Genomic DNA, 18,241 nt, shown 5'->3' with positions numbered 1-18,241 from the left:
AGGCTTGTCGTGGACCTGAACCGCTGTCAGGGGTACGCGCAATGTGCCTTTCTCGCCCCCGAAGTCTTCGTCATGCACGGCGAGGAGGGGTTGCTGTACAACCCGGAGGCCGACGAGGCACAGCGCGAGAAGCTGGCACAGGCCTCCGCGGCCTGCCCCGTCCAGGCCATCCTCCTCGATGGGATGGACGCACCAACCGAGGCGGTGTCCGGTGAACGGTGACGGATCCCTGGAACGGCTCAAACGTGAGGGCCGCATCGTCGTCGTCGGCGCCTCGCTGGCGGGCCTGCGGGCTGCGGAGACCCTGCGCGACAAGGGCTTCGAGGGTTCCCTGACGATGATCGGCGACGAGCCCTACGAGCCGTACGACCGACCCCCGCTGTCCAAGCAGGTGCTGCTGGGCATGGCGCCCGCCGACCGCACCGCGCTGCCCAGGCGCCGGGCCGTCGACGCGACCTGGCGGCTCGGCGTACCGGCCACCGGCCTGGACATGGCCGCCAGGCGAGTGCGTCTGGCCGACGGCGACGAGGTGCCGTACGACCGGCTGCTGATCGCCACCGGGGTGCGGGCCCGACCGTGGCCGCGTGAGGCCGAGGCGGAACTCGACGGCGTCTTCGTGCTGCGGACCCGCGAGGACGGCGCCGCGCTCGCGCGGCGGCTCGCCGAGGGACCCAAGCGGGTCTTCGTCATCGGCGCCGGGTTCACCGGCTCGGAGATCGCCTCCGCCTGCCGCGAACGCGGCCTCCCCGTCACCGTCGCAGAGCGCGCTGCGGCACCCCTGGTCGGCGCGCTCGGCGGGGTGGTCGGCGCCGTCGCCGCCGACCTCCAGCGCGAGCACGGCGTGGATCTGCGGTGCGGGGTCATGGTCACCGCTCTGGAAGGAGACTCCTCGGGACGGGTACGCGCGGCGCATCTCTCGGACGGCTCCACCGTGGAGACCGATGTGGTGGTCGTCTCGCTCGGCGCCACCCGCAACACCGAATGGCTCGCCGGGTCCGGACTCGGGGCCGGCCCCCGTGGCATCGCCTGCGACGCCGGCTGCCGCGCCTTCGACATCCGCGGAATCGTGACCGACGACATCTTTGTGGCCGGCGACGTCGCCCGCTCCCCGCACGCCTTGTTCGGCTACCAGTTCCTGTCCCTGGAGCACTGGGGCAACGCCGTCGCCCAGGCCGAGATCGCGGCGCACAACATGCTCAGTGAGAGCACCGACCGTCTCCCCCACCTGTGGGTGCCGGCCTTCTGGTCCTCGCAGTTCGGCGTGAACATCAAGTCGGTGGGCGTGCCGTCGCTGGGGACGGAGATCATCATCGCGCAGGGCACGCTCGACAGTGGCAGGTTCATGGGCGTCTACGGGTACCAGGGGCGCGTCATCGGCGCGGTCGCCTTCGACCATGCCCGGTGGCTGCCGTTCTACCAGGAGCTGATCGAGACCACCGCGCCGTTCCCGCCGCCGTTCCCCACGGTCGACCGGCCCACGGACGGACAGCGGCCGATGGACGCGGACTTCCCCGACCCGTCGGTCCCGACCCACGGCCCCACTGTGACCCTCAGCGGATATTCGCCGGCCGACCGCCGGATGACGTTCACTCCCGCGCACTGATCCGCACTGACCCGCACGGCCCCGAGGACCCGCCATGACGCAATCCCTGCTGCACCAGATCCTGGACTACGCCAACCGCCCCGATCCGTACCCGATTTACGAAGAGCTGCGGAAGACACCGGTACACCACGAAGAGGACGGGCCGTACGTCGTCAGCACCTACTACGAGATCCGCAGCCTTCTCCACGATCCCCGGATCAGTTCCGACGCCCGCAATCTGGCATCGACCGCCCGCGACCCGCTGGCCGAGTCGGCCCAGGAGGAGGAGAGCGCCCTGCCACCGAGCTTCCTGCGGCTCGACCCGCCGGAGCACGACCGGCTGCGACGCATGACGAACCGGACCTTCGGTCCGCCGCACTCCCCCCACCGGGTCGACGGGATGCGTGGAGAGCTCCACGGCATCGTCTCCGGTCTCATCGACGGCATCGGCGACACCGGCCGGTTCGATCTGGTGGAGCAGTTCTCGTACCCCTTCCCCGTGACCGTGATCTGCCGGCTGCTCGGGGTGCCGCGCGAGGACGAGGCGCGCTTCCACACCTGGGCGGACACCATCGCCGCGAGCCTGGACCCCGACCCGGACGCGGATCCCGCCGAACGGGGCAAGGCCTCGCACGACGCCCGTACGCAGCTGGGCATGTACCTGGCCGGCCTGATCGAGGAGCGCCGCAGGAGGCCCGGAGACGACATCCTCTCCGAACTGGCCACGGCCAAGGGCCAGGACGGCACGATGACCACGATGGAACTGCTCAGCACCGCTGCGCTGCTGCTGATCGCGGGGCACGAGACCACCGTCAACCTCGTCACCAACGGAATGCTGACCCTGCTGCGCAACCCCGACGTCCTGCAGCAGCTGCGTGCGGATCCGCGGCTGGCCGTGCCCATCGTGGAGGAGTTGCTGCGCTTCGAGCCGCCGGTGCAACTGGTGCCGCAGCGCACCACCCTCGCCGACATCGAGGTCCGCGGCGTCACCATTCCCAAGGGCGCCTCCCTCTGGCTGGTTCTGGCGTCCGGCAACCGCGACCCCCAGCGCTTCGAGGACCCGGACCGCTTCGACCCGGACCGCCGGGACATCCAGCACCTCGGCCTGGGAAGCGGCATCCACAGTTGCTTCGGCGCACCACTCGCCCGGCTGGAGGCCCAACTCGCCCTGTCGGAACTGGCCCGCAGGTTGGAGAACCCACGTCTGCTGGAGGACCCGCCCCCGTACCGGCAGAACGCCGTGCTGCGCGGGCCGCGGCATCTGCCCCTCGCCTGCGACGGGATCCGCCCCTGATCGTGGGACGGCGTAAAGAAAGCGGGCACCTGCCTATTACCAGAAGGTAACTACGGCTGCTTTGATGTGCGGCGCCGGTCCACAGGCCGGCGGGAACCCCCCACCACGAACGGGAGATCCAGTGCCGCACGCAGAGCTCCGCCGTTTCTCCGGCGCCGCCGTGTCCGCCGTCCTGTCCGCCGCGCTCACCGCCACCGCCCTGGCGGGCGCCGCTCCGACGGCGGCCGCGGCCCCGGCCGCCGGTACGCCGAACCTGAAGGTCCTCACCTACAACGCGTTCTTGTTCAGCAAGTCGCTCTACCCCAACTGGGGCCAGGACCACCGGGCGGCCGCCATCCCCGCGGCGCCGTTCTTCCAGGGCCACGACGTCGTCGTGCTCCAGGAGGCCTTCGACAACTCCTCGTCGGACGCACTGAAGAGCAGGGCCGCGAACCGGTACCCGTACCAGACGCCGGTGATGGGCCGGAGCAAGAACGGCTGGGACGCGACAGGCGGCGCGTACTCGGCGACCACTCCCGAGGACGGGGGTGTCACGGTCCTGAGCAAGTGGCCGATCGTGCGCAAGGAGCAGTACGTCTACGCGGACGCCTGCGGTGCGGACTGGTACTCCAACAAGGGATTCGTGTACGCGGTCCTCGACGTGAACGGCACGAAGGTGCACGTCGTGGGCACACACGCCCAGTCGACGGACCCCGGGTGCGACGCGGGCGAGGCCGCCGAGACGCGCAGCCGTCAGTTCCGCGCAATGGACGCCTTCCTGGACGGCAAGAACATCCCGGCCACCGAGCAAGTCGTCGTGGCGGGCGACTTCAACGTGGACTCGCGCACTCCCGAGTACGCCTCGATGCTCGCCGCCGGCGGCTTCGCGGGAGCGGACGCGCGGACGGGCCACCCGTACTCCTTCGACACCCAGGAGAACTCGATCGCCGCGGAGCGCTATCCCGACGACCCCCGCGAGGATCTCGACCATGTGCTGCACCGTGCGGGCCACGCGAAGCCCGCGGGCTGGACCAATGAGGTGATCAAGGAGCAGAGTCCGCCCTGGTCGGTCTCCAGTTGGGGCATCACGTACACGTACACCAATCTGTCCGACCACTATCCGGTGATTGCCTCCGGCCAGTAGGCGCAAGCGCGCGGCACCACCCTTGTGTCGATGTCAGGGCCATGCCAGATTGAGTCCGCACTCCGGACTGGTCCAGTCCATATTGCCGTCCCCGCGGCAATCCCCCCACGGACTCGTAGAAGGAGAAGCCCCGATGAGACGCACGCTCCGCGCGCACATCTGCCTTCCCGCCCTTCTGGCCCTGACGGCCGTCGGACTCGGCTCCACCCCTGCCGCGGCCGCCGACGACCCGAAGGCGGCCGGCAGCCCGGCCCCGGGCGTCGCGGCGACTGCCGCGCACTACGCCCAGCACAGCCGGATCGCACGCGACCTCGGGGACCGCACCGCCGGCTCCTACCTCGACGCCGCGAGCGGCGAGCTGGTGGTCACGGTGACGGACGCCGAGGCCGCCGAGAGGGTACGGGCAACCGGTGCCCGCGCCGAGCTCGTCTCCCGCAGCAAGGCACAGCTGCGGTCCGCGATGGACACCCTGCGGGCCAAGGCCCAGATCGCCGGTACGTCGTGGGGTGTCGACCCCTCGACCAACCAGGTCGCGATCGAGGCCGACTCCTCCGTGTCCGCCCGCGACATGGCCCGGCTGAGGAAGGTCGCCGCCACGCTCGGCGACAGCGTGCGGATCAAGCGCGTCCCCGGCATCTTCACCGAGGAAGTGGTGGGCGGGGACGCGGTCTACGGCGGCGGCTACCGCTGCTCGGCGGCGTTCAACGTCTCCAAGGGGACGACCCGTTACTTCCTGACCGCCGGGCACTGCACCAACTCGGCGAGCAGTTGGTCGGCCACGTCCGGCGGGCCGTCCATCGGCACCCGTGTGGGCACCAGCTTCCCGACCAACGACTACGGCCTCGTCCGGTACACCGACGGCTCGCAACCCGCGGGTGACGTCAACCTCTACAACGGCAGCAACCAGGACATCAGCTCGGCGGCCGACGCGATCGTCGGCCAGTCCCTGAGCAAGTCCGGCTCCACGACCAAGGTGACCAGCGGCACGGTGACCGCGGTGAACGTCACCGTGAACTACGGCGGCGGACCGGTCCACAACCTGGTCCGCACCACGGCCTGTTCCGCGGGCGGTGACAGCGGTGGCGCCCACTTCGCGGGCTCCACGGCCCTGGGCATCCACTCGGGCAGCTCCGGCTGCACCGGCACCAATGGCTCGGCCCTGCACCAGCCGGTGCGCGAGGCGCTGAGCGCGTACGGGGTCGCCGTCTACTGACTGGTCGTTCCGTCACAGCGGGGCGTGCCCACGGTGGTGGGCATGCCCCTTCCGCTTGCTCGGCCCGGTGCGTGTGGTGGAGCGCTTGCCCGGCCCGGTGCGCGTGGTGGAGCTGACGGCGGCCAGTACCGCGGCCGCGGCGGACAATGCGCTGAGGGTGAGGAAGAGCGCGGGGTAGCCGTTCAGGGATCCGGCGAGTGCGGCCCCGGCGAAGGGCGCGAGGGCGGCGGCGATGGTGGCGGGGGCCGTGAGGAGACCGGAGAGCCTGCCGTAGTGGGTGGTGCCCCATCGTTCGGTGACGGCGGTGGCGTGCAGGAGGGTGAGGTTGCCGCGGACCATGCCGGCCACGACCGACAGCACGATCAGCACGGCGTACGGGCCCGGGATCAGCGCGAAACCGGCCGTGGTGACACCGCCGAGGGCCATGAGGGCCGTAGTGCGGGGAGTTGGGCCGACACGGCGGGATAGGGCGGCGTACAAGGTGCGTCCGACGGTCTGTCCGGCGCCGCCGATGCCGAGGATCCAGGCGGCCTGGGTGGTGGTGCAGCCGCGTTCGAGCAGGAGTGGGACGAGGGCGATGACGACGGCGTACATCGCGAAGCCGGAGAGGGTGAAGGCGGTGGCCAGCAGCACAAACGGTCGGCTGCGGGCCACGGAGGCGACACTTCCCTCCGCGGGGGCGGGTGCGGTGGGGGCCGGAGGCCAGGGGCCGCGCAGGGCGAGGGCGTGGGCGGGCACCGTGACCACCGCGAGGATCGCGGCGAGCACCAGATAGGTGCTGCGCCAGGACAGGTGGTCGGCGAGAACGGCCGTGAGGGGCGCGAAGAGGGTGGAGGCGAGTCCTCCGGCGAGGGTGACGAGAGTGAGGGCGCGCACGTGGCCCGGCGCCCACCAGCGAGTCAGTGCGGCGAAGGCGGGCCGGTAGAAGGTGGCGGCCATGGCGAGCCCGGCGAGGAGCCACCCGGCCGTGAACACGGCGGCGTTGGGGGCGGTTGCCACGACGGCCAGGCTCGCCGTGCCGATGAGGGAGCCGACGGTCATGACGGCGCGCGGGCCGCGGTGGTCGAGGATCCGGCCGATGGGGATTCCGGCGAGCGCGGAGACGAGGAGCGCGGCCGAGAACGCGGCCGTCGTCGCACCCGCCGACCAGCCGGTGTCCTCGGTGATCTGCGGGTTCAGCACGGGGAAGGCGTAGTAGACGATGCCCCAGCTGGTGATCTGGGTCGCGCACAGGGCAGGCAGGGCGGCGCGGGGCCGCCACCGGTCCCCTGTTCCGGTCGCGGCCCCGCTCGCATCGAGGTCTGTCACGAGGTTCAGCAGCCGCCGGAGGAGACAGGGGCTCCGACGCCGATCTGGAGGGTGCTCGGGGTGGCGCAGCACCCGCCGCCGGACTCGGCCTGGGCGGCTGCCGGCTGGTCGAAAAGTCCGGCGCCGCCGCAGACTCCGGTCTCGGGCAGGGTCAGTTCGACGCGGTCGGCCGCTTCGAGGTCGCCGGCGAGGGCGGCGGCGATGGAGCGGACCTGCTCGTAGCCGGTCATGGCGAGGAACGTCGGGGCGCGGCCGTAGGACTTCATGCCCACGAGGTAGACGCCCGGTTCGGGGTGGGCCAGTTCGCGGTGCCCGTGGGGGTACACCGTGCCGCACGAGTGCTGGTTGGGGTCGATCAGCGGGGCGAGTTCGACGGGGGCCTGGAGGCGTTCGTCGAGTCCGAGGCGCAGTTCGTCGAGGAAGGACAGGTCGGGGCGGAAACCGGTCAGGACGATGACCTCGTCGACGGGGTCGAGGCGTCGGCCGTCCTCGGCTTCGAGCACCAGCTGCTCACCGGTCCTCTCGACGGCGGTGGTGCGGAAGCCGGTCACCGCGTCGGCGTACCCCTGGTCGACGGCGGCCTTCGCCGCGAGGCCGAGTGCGCCACGGGCGGGGAGCTGGTCCGCCTCGCCGCCGCCGAAGGTGCTGCCGCTGATGCCCCGGCGCAGGATCCACACCGCGTGCGTGCCGGGAGTCTCCTCGGCCAGGTCCGCCAGGGAGGCGAGGGCGGTGAAGGCGGAGGCGCCCGAGCCGATGACGGCGGTGCGCCTGCCCGCGTATCGGGCCCGTACGGCCGGGTCCTTGAGGTCGGGAACCCGGTAGGAGATGCGGTCGGCCGCGGCACGCTCGCCCAGCGCGGGCAGCCCGTCACCACCGATGCGGCCGGGGATGGTCCAGGTGCCAGAGGCGTCGATGACGGCGCGGGCGGTGAGCCGCTCCTCGCGGCCGTCGGCGTACGAGACATGGACGGTGAAGGGCTGCTGATCGCGGTCGGCGTCCACGACACGGTCCCGTCCGAGGCGCGAGACGCCGGTGACACGGGCGCCCGTGCGGACCTTGGCGCCGAGGACGTCGGCCAGCGGCTGGAGGTACTGCTCCGCCCAGTCCCCGCCCGTGGGGTAGGCGGCGGCGTCGGGTGCGGTCCAGCCGGTGGGGGCGAGGAGCTTCTCGGCCACGGGATCGACGACCTCGGACCAGGGGGAGAACAGCCTGACGTGCGACCAGTCGCGCACGGCGCTTGCCGCGACCGGTCCTGCCTCCAGGACCAGGGGCTCGATGCCGCGCCCGACGAGGTGGGCGGCGGCGGCCAGGCCGGCCGGGCCGGCTCCGATGACGACGACGGGGAGGTCTGGGTGCGAGCTCATGAGGTGAGGCCTCTTTCTGGACGGGTGAGTCAGGTGTGGAAGCCGGTGGCCTCACAGGGAAGCAGAGGACCGGCTGATTGATTCGATATCTGTCGATGTCTTGGCATCAGCATGGCACCTGATTCGACGAACGTCAACATAGACATCCATCGAACCTGGCCCGCGCGGCGCGGCGCCCGAATGCCCTACCGGCTCAGACCTGCCGGGCTCAGCCCTGGCGGCTCAGCCCTGGCGCGGCAACCACTGGTCGAGGTAGCGGAAGAGGCCGTCCAGATCCCTGCCTGCCGCGAGATACCCGATGTAGCCGTCGGGGCGGACCAGGCAGTGAGCGGTGCCCCGCCAGGGCGCATTCGCTCCGGACGTGTGCACATGGAGGAGTGCGTCGCGGCCTTCGAGAGCGCTGCTGATCCGTCCGCGGTCCCAGGCGTTCGCCGGACCGCACAGGAGCAGGTGGTAGCCGGGCCCGGCTACCACTGCCTGCAGGCCGCGCGGGCGGTCGGGCAACCGGTCGCCCGCCTTGGGACCGCGGCGCGGCACCCGCGGCCCTGCGGTGGTGGCCGGGCTCCGCCGGTAGTGGACGGCGAGTTGGCCCAGCCGGCGGAAGGCGGCGGCGCGCAGGGGTTGGGGACGCAGGACGAGCGGTGCGACACGCGGCGCGATGCGGGTGCGTGCCAGCCGGATCAGGGGGTGGCCACTCGTGGCCACCTTGAACGCGCGGTCGGTGAAGCGCAGGACGCTCCGGCCGACCGGGGCCCGTTCGGCCTCATAGCTGTCCAGCAGGACGTCCGGTGCGGCGCCGCGGCAGACCAGGGCGAGCTTCCAGCCGATGTCGAGGGCGTCCTGGATGCCGGTGTTCATGCCCTGGGCACCGGCGGGGCTGTGGATGTGGGCGGCGTCGCCCGCCAGAAAGATCCGCCCCGACCGGTACCTCACGGCACCGCGGTGGTGGATCCGGAAGTCCGTCATCCACACCGGGTCGTGCAAGCGCAGCGGCATGCTCACGTAGCGATCGACCAACGACTGCAGCAGCGCGAGGTTCACGGTGGTGTCCGCACCCGGGGCACCGGGCGGTCGCATCGCGAGCATCCGCCAGCCGGCGGGCGTCTCCAGGGGGAAGAAGAACACCATGCCCGCCTCCGTCATGCAGGCGTGCGCGGCTCCCGGCTCCAGACCGTCGACCTCCAGGTCGGCGAGCAGGAACGTCTGCGGGTAGGCGTGGCCCTCGAAGCCGATGCCCGCCTGCTTGCGCACGGTGCTGCGCGCCCCGTCGCAGCCGACGACGTACCGGGCGGTCAGCATCTCTTCGGGGCCGTCCCGCTTCCTCAGCCGGCAGGCCACCCCGTCGCGTTCATCGGCCAGTTCCACCAGCTCGGTGCCGCGCTCGAGGAGAGTCCCGTTGTCGGTCAGGTGGCGGCCGAGGACGCCTTCCGTCTCCGCCTGAGACAGGAACAGCAGGAACGGGTACGGGGTGTCGGCGACACCCAGGTCGAACAGCGGCAGCCGCACCGTCCGACCGGGGAGATGCAACCGCAACTGCACCGCGGGGTTCCCGCGCCGAACCAGTTCGTCGGAGACGCCGAAGGGGGCGAGAACCTCCAGCGTCCGCGGCTGGACGGCCAGGGCACGCGATTCACGCGCCCGGTCCAGATGCCGGTCGATGACCCGGAACCGCGCCCCGTACCTCTGCAACTGGGCCGCCAGAGCCAGACCGGTCGGCCCTGCACCCACCACCAGCACATCGAGCGACGGCACGGCACTCGTGGCAGCGGCACTCATGGCAGCAGTGTCCCGCGCCGGCCCCTGTCACCCAAGCACGGGCCGGAGGGGGCGGCGGGTCGGGGCGGTCAGGTCAGGTGGTCGGGTCGCTCTGCCAGTGCGTCCGCTGAACGTCGGCAGGCTGAAATCGTTCGTCCGGCACGGCCGTTCGTCCCCTGGGGGCACGTCGGCCCGGGTCGCCGTGAAGCCGCTCGGACACCCGTTGCTCAGCCCTTGGCGTACCAGTCGGTGTCGTCGCTCGCCGCGACCGAGGTGTACGTCTGGTGGATGCCGACCAGGGCCGCCACCAGACGTGGGTCCCAGGCGCCGTCGACCGCCCGGTAATCGTCGAGCATGCCCCGGTACACCAGCGGCGCCCGGCCCGACCCGTCCCGCAGGATCAGCCGTCGCGGGCAGGTCACCGGGTCCTCGGCGAGGCCGGTGAAGGCGCCGATGAGAACGACGAGGTTGTACGGCATGAACGCCGTCCACCACAGCGCCCACCAGATCAGCCGCCCGGCGAATCCGCGCGCGGGGCGCCCGTGCGCAGGCTCGACGGTCCAACGCGTGCGGCCGAGCCGGAGGAGCGACCCGCGCCGCACCCGTATGCGGCCGAGCGGAACGCCGTGCGCGTCCTCGACCCGGTAGACGGCGCCGGGTCCGCCGGAGCCCAGGCCCGGCAGGTCCTCCGTGGTCACCCGGGCCAGCAGCTTGCGAGGGTCCTCGTAGGACCACAGGACGAACTCCCGCGACGCCCCCTCCGCCGGGAACGCGCCCGCCCCGTGGTCGCGCTGCAACGCGGCGACGGGCCACAGCCGGTCCCCGCCCTCGTCGGCCACGACGGCGATCGGCGGACCACCGCTCGGCCCGAGGCCCTTGACCTTGCCGCGCCGCCCGCCGCGGCCGGTGTTGACCAGTGAATACGTCGTCGTCATGTACTGCCCCCGTGGATGCCGACGGCCATCGTAGAGCCCGGCGGACCGGGGCTCTTCAGGCGGTCAGTCGCCGTGGTCGTACACCGTCACGTCGATGCCCCGCGCCGCCAGCCGCTCGGCTATCAGCGGCTCGACCCGCGACCACTTGCCGCCCGCCAGCCCGCAGCCGATGCGCGGCAGATGGACCGAGGCGCCCAGCTCCAGCGCCTTGTCGGCAACGGCGGCGAGCGCCGTGTCGATGGCCTCATAGCGCACGGGGACACCCTTGCTGCCGGTACGTATGCCGCGCTGGCCCACCATGTTGGCCACCCAGACGTACGGGCCGACCTGGACGAACTGGGCGGCGCCCAGCCCGAAGTCGTTCTTCGCGCGGTCCCGGTGCCAGCGGCGGAAAGCCGCCTCGGGCTCCGGCCAGCGGCGGGAGAGGGCGAGCACGAAGCCCTTGCCCCAGCCCCCGAGGTCATTGCACACGTGGGCGATCAGCTTGACGCCTTTGCCGTGCGGCGCGGTGGCGTCCCCCCGGACATATCTGATCTCCGACATGGCACAACCGTACGATGCACCACTGACAGCGCCCTGGCCCTGCGCCCACCGGCTTTCACGCGGCCCAGCGCTTTCACAACAATGGTGAGACAGCAATACTGTTTCACCGGTGCGGTTCAGCAAAGGAGGGTCATGGCGACCGAGACCGAGGAGCCGAGGCTCACCGTCGACGAACTGGCCGCGCGTGCCGGGGTCACCGTGCGGACCATTCGGTTCTACAGCACCCGCGGTCTGCTGCCCCCGCCCGTGATCGGTCCCCGACGCGTCGGGCACTACGGGTCCGGCCATCTGTCACGACTCGCCCTCATCGAGGAGTTGCAGCACCAGGGCATGACGCTGGCGGCGATCGAGCGGTATCTGGAGCAATTGCCTGCGGATCTCAGCGCCCAGGACCTGGCGATCCACCGGGCCCTGGTCGCCTCGTGGGCTCCGGAATCGGCCGAGGAGGTCTCCCGGCAGGAGCTGGAGCGGCGGGCCGGCCGGCCTCTGTCGGAGCAGGACGTGGACCGCCTGGCTGCCATGGGTGTGCTCGACCGCACCGCCGGGGAGGCGTTCCGGCTGGACGGCTCGTTGCTGCGCCTCGGGGTGGAGCTGCTGGACGTGCCCATCGCGCACGAGACGATCCTCGCCTCCCGCACCGTCCTGCTGAACCACGCCCGCGCCGCGGCGCAGGACCTGACGCGGCTGTTCCGCGACGAGGTCTGGGGGCCCTACCGCGAGCGCGAGTCCGGCACGGACCATGTGGCGGCGATGAAGTCGCTGTCGGCGCATATGCAGCCGATGGTGATCCAGGCTCTGGTGACGGCGTTTCAGCGCTCCCTGCGTGAGGAGCTGCGGGGGGCGTTCGTCACCGGCGGGCCGTCGGGAGAGGCGGAGCGGGGCAGCTGAAAGCGCCTTGCGCCGACAGGCGACGTCCGGAGGCTGCGAGGCACGTTGGGCACCCCGGACGGAGTCCGGGGGAGGCGAGCACGATCGACCGTCGACGCCGGCTTGAGCGCTCGCAGGTGAGCCGAGCCACCGAACCACGAGGAACGGCGGCGGCTACCGGCCCCGCCGGTAGCCGCCGCGTCCTCGGGGCGGAGCCGGGTCAGGCGTCGGTGAAGACCTCGCCCCGCTCCGCCTTCTCCAGCAGCAGCGCGGGCGGCTGGAACCGCTCGCCGTACCGCTCCGCCAGTTCACGCGCGCGTGCCACGAAGCCGGGCAGGCCCCCGTCGTAGCCGTTGACGTACTGCAGCACACCGCCCGTCCAGGCGGGGAAGCCGATGCCCATGATGGAGCCGATGTTGGCGTCGGCGACCGAGGTGAGGACGTTCTCCTCCAGGCAGCGGACGGTGTCCAGCGCCTCGGAGAAGAGCATCCGCTCCTTCATGTCCTCGAAGGGGACGTCGGTGCCCGGGCGGGTGAAGTGATCGCGCAGCCCCGGCCAGAGGCCGGCGCGCTTGCCGTCCTCGTCGTAGTCGTAGAAACCGCCGCCGCCGCTGCGGCCGGTGCGGCCGAACTCGTCGACCATCCGGTCGATCACCGCGTCCGAGGGGTGGCCGGCCCAGGTGCCGCCCGCTTCCTCGACCGCGCGCTTCGTCTCGCCCCGGATCTTGCGCGGCAGGGTGAGCGTCAGCTCGTCCATCAGGGAGAGCACCTTGGCCGGGTAGCCGGCCTGGGCCGCGGCCTGTTCGACGGAGGCGGGATCGACGCCCTCGCCGACCATCGCCACGCCCTCGTTGATGAACTGCCCGATGACGCGCGAGGTGAAGAAGCCACGGGAGTCGTTGACGACGATCGGGGTCTTGTTGATCTGCCGGACCAGGTCGAAGGCACGGGCCAGCGCCTCGTCCCCGGTGCGCTCCCCCTTGATGATCTCCACGAGCGGCATCTTGTCGACGGGGGAGAAGAAGTGCAGACCGACGAAGTCCACCGGCCGCGTGACCCCTTCCGCGAGGACGGTGATGGGCAGCGTCGAGGTGTTCGAGCACAGCAGGGCGTCGGGCTCGACGACGTCCTGGATCTCCTGGAACACCTTGTGCTTGAGCGCGGTGTCCTCGAACACCGCCTCGATCACGGCGTCGCAGCCGGCGAGGTCGGCCGCCTCCGCGGTCGGCGTGATGCGCGCGAGCAGCGCGTCCGCCTTCTCCTGGGTGGTACGCCCCCTGGCCACCGCCTTGGCGCACAGCTGCTCGGAGTACCCCTTGCCCTTCGCGGCGGCCTCGGCCGACACGTCCTTGAGGACCACCTCGATACCGGCGCGGGCGCAGGAGTACGCGATGCCGGCGCCCATCATCCCGGCGCCGAGGACGGCGACCTTGCGGACCGTGCGCGGCTCGGTGCCCGAGGGCCGGTTCGCGCCGGAGTTGACAGCCTGGAGGTCGAAGAAGAACGCCTGCATCATGTTCTTGGCGATCTGCCCGGTGACCAGCTCGGTGAAGTACCGGGCCTCGATGACCTGCGCGGTCTCGAAGTCGACCTGCGAGCCCTCGACGGCGGCCGCGAGGATGTTGCGCGGCGCCGGGTAGGGGGCGCCCCCGGTCTGCTTCTTCAGGTTCGCGGGGAAGGCGGGCAGGTTGGCGGCGAACTTCGGGTTCGACGGGGTACCGCCGGGGATCTTGTAGCCCTTGGCATCCCACGGCTGCGAGGATTCCGGGTTGGCGTCGATGAAGGCACGGGCCTTGGCCAGCATCTCGTCCTGCGACTCGGCGACTTCGTGGACGAGTCCGTTCTCCAGCGCCCGCCGCGGGGTGTACTGGGTGCCCTGGAGCAGCAGCTTGAGCAGCGCGTCGGCGATGCCCATGAGCCGTACGGTGCGGGTGACGCCGCCACCCGCGGGCAGCAGGCCGAGGGTGACCTCGGGCAGGCCGATCTTGGAGCCGGGCGCGTCGAGGGCGATCCGGTGGTGACAGGCGAGGGCGATCTCGTAACCGCCGCCGAGCGCCGCGCCGTTGATCGCGGCGACGACGGGCTTGCCGATGGTCTCGATGCGGCGCAGGGCGCGCTTGATGCCCATGCCCGCCTCGAAGACGAACTGCGCGTCGTCCGGACCGGCCTTGATCATCTCCTTGAGGTCGCCGCCCGCGAAGAAGGTCTTCTTGGCGGAGGTGACGATGATGCCGCGGATGGACTCCTGCTCGGCCTCCACCCGGTCGGCGATCGCCGCGATGGACGCCTTGAAGGCCTGGTTCATCGTGTTGGCGGACTGGTCGGGGTCGTCGAGGACGAGGGTGACGATGCCGGTCTCGTCCTGTTCCCAGCGGATGGTGGTGGACTCGCTCATTTTTCTGTCTACTTTCGCAGGCAAGGAGGAGGACGGGGGTCAAAGACGCTCGACGACGGTGGCGATACCCATGCCGCCGCCGACACACAAGGTGGCGAGGCCGTACCGCTTGTCCTGGCGCTCCAGTTCGTCGACGAGGGTGCCGAGGATCATCGCGCCGGTCGCGCCGAGCGGGTGGCCCATGGCGATCGCGCCGCCGTTGACGTTGACCTTGTCGAGCGAGAGGCCCATGTCCTGGGCGAAGCGCAGGACGACACCGGCGAACGCCTCGTTGATCTCGACGAGGTCGATGTCGTCGATGGTCAGTCCGGCTCGCTTCAGTGCCTTGCGGGTGGCAGGGGCGGGGCCGGTGAGCATGATGGTCGGCTCGGAGCCGGAGACGGCGGCGGAGACGATCCGGGCCCGCGGGGTGAGGCCGTAGCGCTCGCCGACCTCCTTGTTGCCGATGGCGACGAGGGCGGCGCCGTCGACGATGCCCGAGGAGTTGCCCGCGTGGTGGACGTGGTCGATCTTCTCCACCCAGTGGTACTTCTGCAGCGCGACGGCGTCGAAGCCGCCGAGGTCGCCGATGCCGGCGAAGGAGGGCTTGAGCGCGGCGAGGGAGTCGGCGGTGGTGCCGGGGCGCATGTGCTCGTCGTGGTCGAGGACGACGAGGCCGTTGCGGTCGCGGACCGGGACGACGGACCGGGCGAAGCGGCCGTCCTTCCAGGCCGCCGCGGCGCGCTCCTGCGACAGCGCCGCGAACTCGTCGACGTCACGGCGCGACCAGCCCCCGAGGGTGGCGATCAGGTCGGCGCCGATGCCCTGGGGCACGAAGCCCGTCTCGTGGTTGGTCATCGGGTCGGCGAACCAGGCGCCGCCGTCGGAGGCCATCGGCACCCGCGACATGGACTCGACACCGCCGGCGAGGACGAGGTCCTCCCAGCCGGAACGGACCTTCATCGCGGCCATGTTGACCGCTTCCAGGCCCGAGGCGCAGAAGCGGTTCTCCTGGACGCCCGCGACCGTGTCCGGCAGCCCGGCGGCGATGGCCGCGATGCGGGCGATGTCGGAGCCCTGGTCGCCGACCGGGCCGACGACGCCGAGCACGATGTCGTCGATGGCGGCCGGGTCGAGGCCGGGAAAGCGGCGCTCGATCTCGTGGATCAGCCCGACGACGAGGTCGATCGGCTTGGTGCCGTGCAGGGCGCCATTGGCCTTCCCGCGCCCGCGCGGGGTGCGGATCGCGTCGTACACATACGCTTCGGTGCTCACTGTCTGGAGCCTTTCGATGAGGGTGGGACCGTGCGATGAGGTGAGTCTGCGGAAGGAGACGGTGCGGAGGTGCTGAGTTGGGGCGGTGTGCCTGTCGTCGGGCGCGTCTCAACTGAGGAGGGAGCGGCCGATGATCTCCTTCATGATCTCGGTCGTCCCGCCGTAGATCGTCTGGATGCGGCCGTCCGTGAACGCCCGGGCGACGCGGTACTCGTTCATGTAGCCGTACCCGCCATGGAGCTGGAGGCAGCGGTCTGCGGCGCGCTTCTGGAGCTCGGTCGCCCACCACTTGGCCATGGAGGCGTGGACGGCGTCCAGTTCGCCGGCCGCGTGGTCGGCGATGCAGCGGTCGAGGAAGGCGCGCGTGACGGCGCACTCGGTGGCCAGCTCGGCGATCTCGAAGCGGATGTGCTGGAGCCTGGCGAGCGGCCGCCCGAACGCCTCGCGCTCCTTCACATACGCGGTCGTGATCTCCAGCAGGTGCTCGGCGGCGGCGATCCCGGCGACGGCTATGGCCATCCGCTCCTGCGCCAGGTTGGTCATCAGGTGGACGAAGGCGCCGTTCGGTTCCCCGAGGAGGTTCTCCTTGGGCACGCGCACGTCGTTGAAGAACAGCTCGGCGGTGTCCTGGGACTTCTGGCCGATCTTGTCGAGGTTCCGGCCACGCTCGAATCCCTCCATACCGCGCTCGACGACGAGCAGGGACAGGCCGTGCGCGCCGCCCTCCGGGGTGGTCTTGGCGACGACGATCACCAGGTCGGCCAGGATGCCGTTGGAGATGAAGGTCTTGGAACCGTTCAGCACCCAGTGGTCGCCGCGGTCCTCGGCGGTGGTGCGGATGCCCTGGAGGTCGGAGCCCGCGCCCGGTTCCGTCATGGCGATGGCGGTGATGGTCTCACCGCTGCAGAAGCCCGGCAGCCAGCGCCGCTTCTGTTCGTCGGTGGCGAGCGAGGTGAGGTACGGGCCGATGATGTCGTTGTGCAGCCCGATGGCCAGGCCGGGTGCACCGGCGCGGGTGAACTCCTCGTGCAGCACGGCGGCGTAGCGGAAGTCGTCGTTGCCGCCGCCTCCGTACTCCTCGGGCACGGCGAGGCCGAGCAGCCCCTGACGGCCCGCCGCGAGCCAGGCGTCCCGGCTGACGATGCCGTCCTTCTCCCAACTCTCGTAGTGCGGCAGCACCTCCTTGGCGAGGAAGGTGCGGACGGTCTCGCGGAAGGCGTCGTGCTCGGCGGTGAAGATCTGGCGCTTCAACGGTCCTCCAGGGGAACGGACAAGGTCACGCCCCAGTCACGGGCGACCTCCGCGGTGTCCGCGCCCGGCAGGGCCGGGGGCCGGGTCACGGCGCCTGGCGTGGCGGAGAAACGCGGCGCGGGCGCGGGCTGGGTGATGCCCGCGTGGTCGACGAAGGTGGCGCGGGCGGCGAGGTGCGGGTGTGCGGGGGCCTCCCGCAGCGTGAGCACGGGTGCGACGCAGGCGTCCGAGCCCTCGAAGACGGCGGTCCACTCGGCGCGGGTACGGGTCCTGAAGCGGGCGGCGACGGCCTCGCGCAGCTCGCCCCAGCGGTCGAAGTCCTTGCGGGCGGGGAGCTCGTCCTTGATGCCGAGCAGGTCGACGAACTCGTCGTAGAACCGCTGCTCCAGCGCGCCGACCGCCATGTACCGGCCGTCGGCCGTCTCATAGGTGCCGTAGAAGGGGCAACCGCCGTCGAGCAGGTTCGCGCCGCGCCTGTCCTGCCAGCCCCCGGCCGCCATCATGCCGTGGATCATCGTGGCGAGGTGGGCGGCCCCGTCGACGATGGCCGCGTCCACGACCTGGCCCCTGCCGCCTTCGCTGCGCGCGTGCTGGAGGGCGGCCAGCACACCGATGACGAGGTAGAGCGAGCCGCCGGCGTAGTCGCCGACGAGGTTGGCGGGGACGACGGGCGGCTCACCGTCCTTGCCGATCATGGAGAGCGTGCCGGCGAGGGCGATGTATCCGATGTCGTGTCCGGCCCTCGGGGCGAGTGGGCCGTCCTGCCCCCACCCGGTCATCCGCCCGTATACGAGCCGTGGATTGCGGGCCAGGCACACGTCCGGGCCGACGCCGAGGCGTTCGGCGACACCGGGGCGGTAGCCCTCGATCAGCACGTCGGCCCGTTCGACGAGATCGAGGACCCGGCCAGGACCGTCCTCGGACTTGAGATCGATCAGCACCGAGCGCTTGTTGCGGTTGGTGAGGTCGTGGGCCGGATCGATACCGAGTCCCGCGCCGCCGGGCCGGTCGATCCGTACGACGTCGGCCCCGAGGTCGGCCAGGAGCATGGCGGCGAACGGGCCGGGCCCGATGCCCGCCAGCTCCACCACACGCACCCCGGCCAGCGGGCCGTTCATTGACGCTGCCATCCAGCCCCCAGCACCGTGACACAACTGATGTAACACCAGTGATGGTAAGAACGCGTTCCACTCCGCACAAGGGCTTCGGCAGAGCAAGCGCTTAGAAGTTGCGGAGTGCCAGGTTACCGATGGGAAACGCTTCTTCTGCGAGGCCGCGCGGCGCGCTAGCCTCAGCCACCGACATCGGCGTTCTGGCCCCGTGCCCTGATCCGCCGTACAGCCCCGACCGGCGGAGG

At 71.3% G+C, this 18,241-nt stretch carries 15 protein-coding genes; 6 read left to right on the top strand and 9 right to left on the bottom strand.

What is annotated here, in order from left to right; all coding sequences use genetic code 11:
* Positions 1-9: 9 nt before the first annotated feature.
* The 5 genes from J7E88_RS03975 to J7E88_RS03955 all read left to right on the top strand — a co-directional run bounded on the left by J7E88_RS03975 (position 10) and on the right by J7E88_RS03955 (position 5,212).
* Positions 10-222: a ferredoxin gene (locus tag J7E88_RS03975; protein WP_308307271.1), complete on the top strand. Its 213-nt coding sequence runs from the start codon at positions 10-12 to the stop codon at positions 220-222.
* Positions 179-1,603 carry an FAD-dependent oxidoreductase gene (locus J7E88_RS03970; RefSeq protein ID WP_215177187.1) on the top strand — a complete coding sequence of 475 codons (1,425 nt, stop codon included), beginning with the start codon at positions 179-181 and terminating at the stop codon, positions 1,601-1,603. The genes J7E88_RS03975 and J7E88_RS03970 overlap by 44 nt, the downstream gene beginning before the upstream one ends.
* A 34-nt stretch (positions 1,604-1,637) precedes the next feature.
* A complete protein-coding gene (locus J7E88_RS03965) occupies positions 1,638-2,876 on the top strand; it encodes a cytochrome P450 (RefSeq protein ID WP_215177181.1) in 1,239 nt (412 codons plus the stop codon).
* Between the two features lie 64 nt (positions 2,877-2,940).
* Complete coding sequence (sph, locus tag J7E88_RS03960; RefSeq protein WP_215177179.1) at positions 2,941-3,999, top strand: sphingomyelin phosphodiesterase; 1,059 nt, start codon at positions 2,941-2,943, stop codon at positions 3,997-3,999.
* A gap of 133 nt (positions 4,000-4,132) precedes the next feature.
* Positions 4,133-5,212 carry a S1 family peptidase gene (locus J7E88_RS03955; RefSeq protein WP_215177177.1) on the top strand — a complete coding sequence of 360 codons (1,080 nt, stop codon included), beginning with the start codon at positions 4,133-4,135 and terminating at the stop codon, positions 5,210-5,212.
* Positions 5,213-5,224: 12 nt separating this feature from the next.
* Here the strand turns inward: J7E88_RS03955 and J7E88_RS03950 are convergent, their stop codons facing one another.
* From J7E88_RS03950 to J7E88_RS03930, 5 genes are all read right to left on the bottom strand, one after another.
* Positions 5,225-6,520, bottom strand: a complete 1,296-nt coding sequence (locus J7E88_RS03950; RefSeq protein ID WP_215177175.1) for an MFS transporter — start codon at positions 6,518-6,520, stop codon at positions 5,225-5,227.
* Between the two features lie 5 nt (positions 6,521-6,525).
* The gene (locus J7E88_RS03945) at positions 6,526-7,884 is read right to left on the bottom strand and encodes an NAD(P)-binding domain-containing protein (RefSeq protein ID WP_215177173.1); all 1,359 of its coding nucleotides are present in this window, start codon (positions 7,882-7,884) and stop codon (positions 6,526-6,528) included.
* Between the two features lie 222 nt (positions 7,885-8,106).
* Positions 8,107-9,660: an FAD-dependent monooxygenase gene (locus J7E88_RS03940; RefSeq protein WP_215177172.1), complete on the bottom strand. Its 1,554-nt coding sequence runs from the start codon at positions 9,658-9,660 to the stop codon at positions 8,107-8,109.
* A 206-nt stretch (positions 9,661-9,866) separates the two neighbouring features.
* Positions 9,867-10,574, bottom strand: coding sequence for a hypothetical protein (locus J7E88_RS03935; protein WP_215177171.1), 708 nt, complete (start codon positions 10,572-10,574; stop codon positions 9,867-9,869).
* A gap of 63 nt (positions 10,575-10,637) precedes the next feature.
* Positions 10,638-11,117, bottom strand: a complete 480-nt coding sequence (locus J7E88_RS03930; RefSeq protein WP_215177170.1) for a macro domain-containing protein — start codon at positions 11,115-11,117, stop codon at positions 10,638-10,640.
* A 132-nt stretch (positions 11,118-11,249) separates the two neighbouring features.
* Here J7E88_RS03930 and J7E88_RS03925 point away from each other — a divergent pair, with 132 nt between their 5' ends.
* Positions 11,250-12,005: a MerR family transcriptional regulator gene (locus J7E88_RS03925; RefSeq protein WP_215177169.1), complete on the top strand. Its 756-nt coding sequence runs from the start codon at positions 11,250-11,252 to the stop codon at positions 12,003-12,005.
* A 199-nt stretch (positions 12,006-12,204) separates the two neighbouring features.
* Here the strand turns inward: J7E88_RS03925 and J7E88_RS03920 are convergent, their stop codons facing one another.
* The 4 genes from J7E88_RS03920 to J7E88_RS03905 form a co-directional block, all read right to left on the bottom strand.
* Positions 12,205-14,379, bottom strand: a complete 2,175-nt coding sequence (locus J7E88_RS03920) for a 3-hydroxyacyl-CoA dehydrogenase NAD-binding domain-containing protein (protein ID WP_215177168.1) — start codon at positions 14,377-14,379, stop codon at positions 12,205-12,207.
* Between the two features lie 39 nt (positions 14,380-14,418).
* On the bottom strand, positions 14,419-15,633 hold the full coding sequence (locus J7E88_RS03915) for an acetyl-CoA C-acetyltransferase (RefSeq protein WP_215177167.1): 1,215 nt from the start codon (positions 15,631-15,633) through the stop codon (positions 14,419-14,421).
* A 108-nt stretch (positions 15,634-15,741) separates the two neighbouring features.
* A complete protein-coding gene (locus J7E88_RS03910; RefSeq protein WP_215177166.1) occupies positions 15,742-16,884 on the bottom strand; it encodes an acyl-CoA dehydrogenase family protein in 1,143 nt (380 codons plus the stop codon).
* Positions 16,881-18,014, bottom strand: a complete 1,134-nt coding sequence (locus J7E88_RS03905) for a CaiB/BaiF CoA-transferase family protein (protein ID WP_285427499.1) — start codon at positions 18,012-18,014, stop codon at positions 16,881-16,883. The genes J7E88_RS03910 and J7E88_RS03905 overlap by 4 nt, the downstream gene beginning before the upstream one ends.
* Between the last annotated feature and the right edge of the window lie 227 nt (positions 18,015-18,241).

Origin of the sequence: Streptomyces sp. ISL-10 (genome assembly GCF_018614575.1) — a bacterium.
In the GTDB taxonomy this organism is placed as follows: domain Bacteria; phylum Actinomycetota; class Actinomycetes; order Streptomycetales; family Streptomycetaceae; genus Streptomyces.
This window is presented reverse-complemented; position numbering and strand designations above follow the sequence as displayed.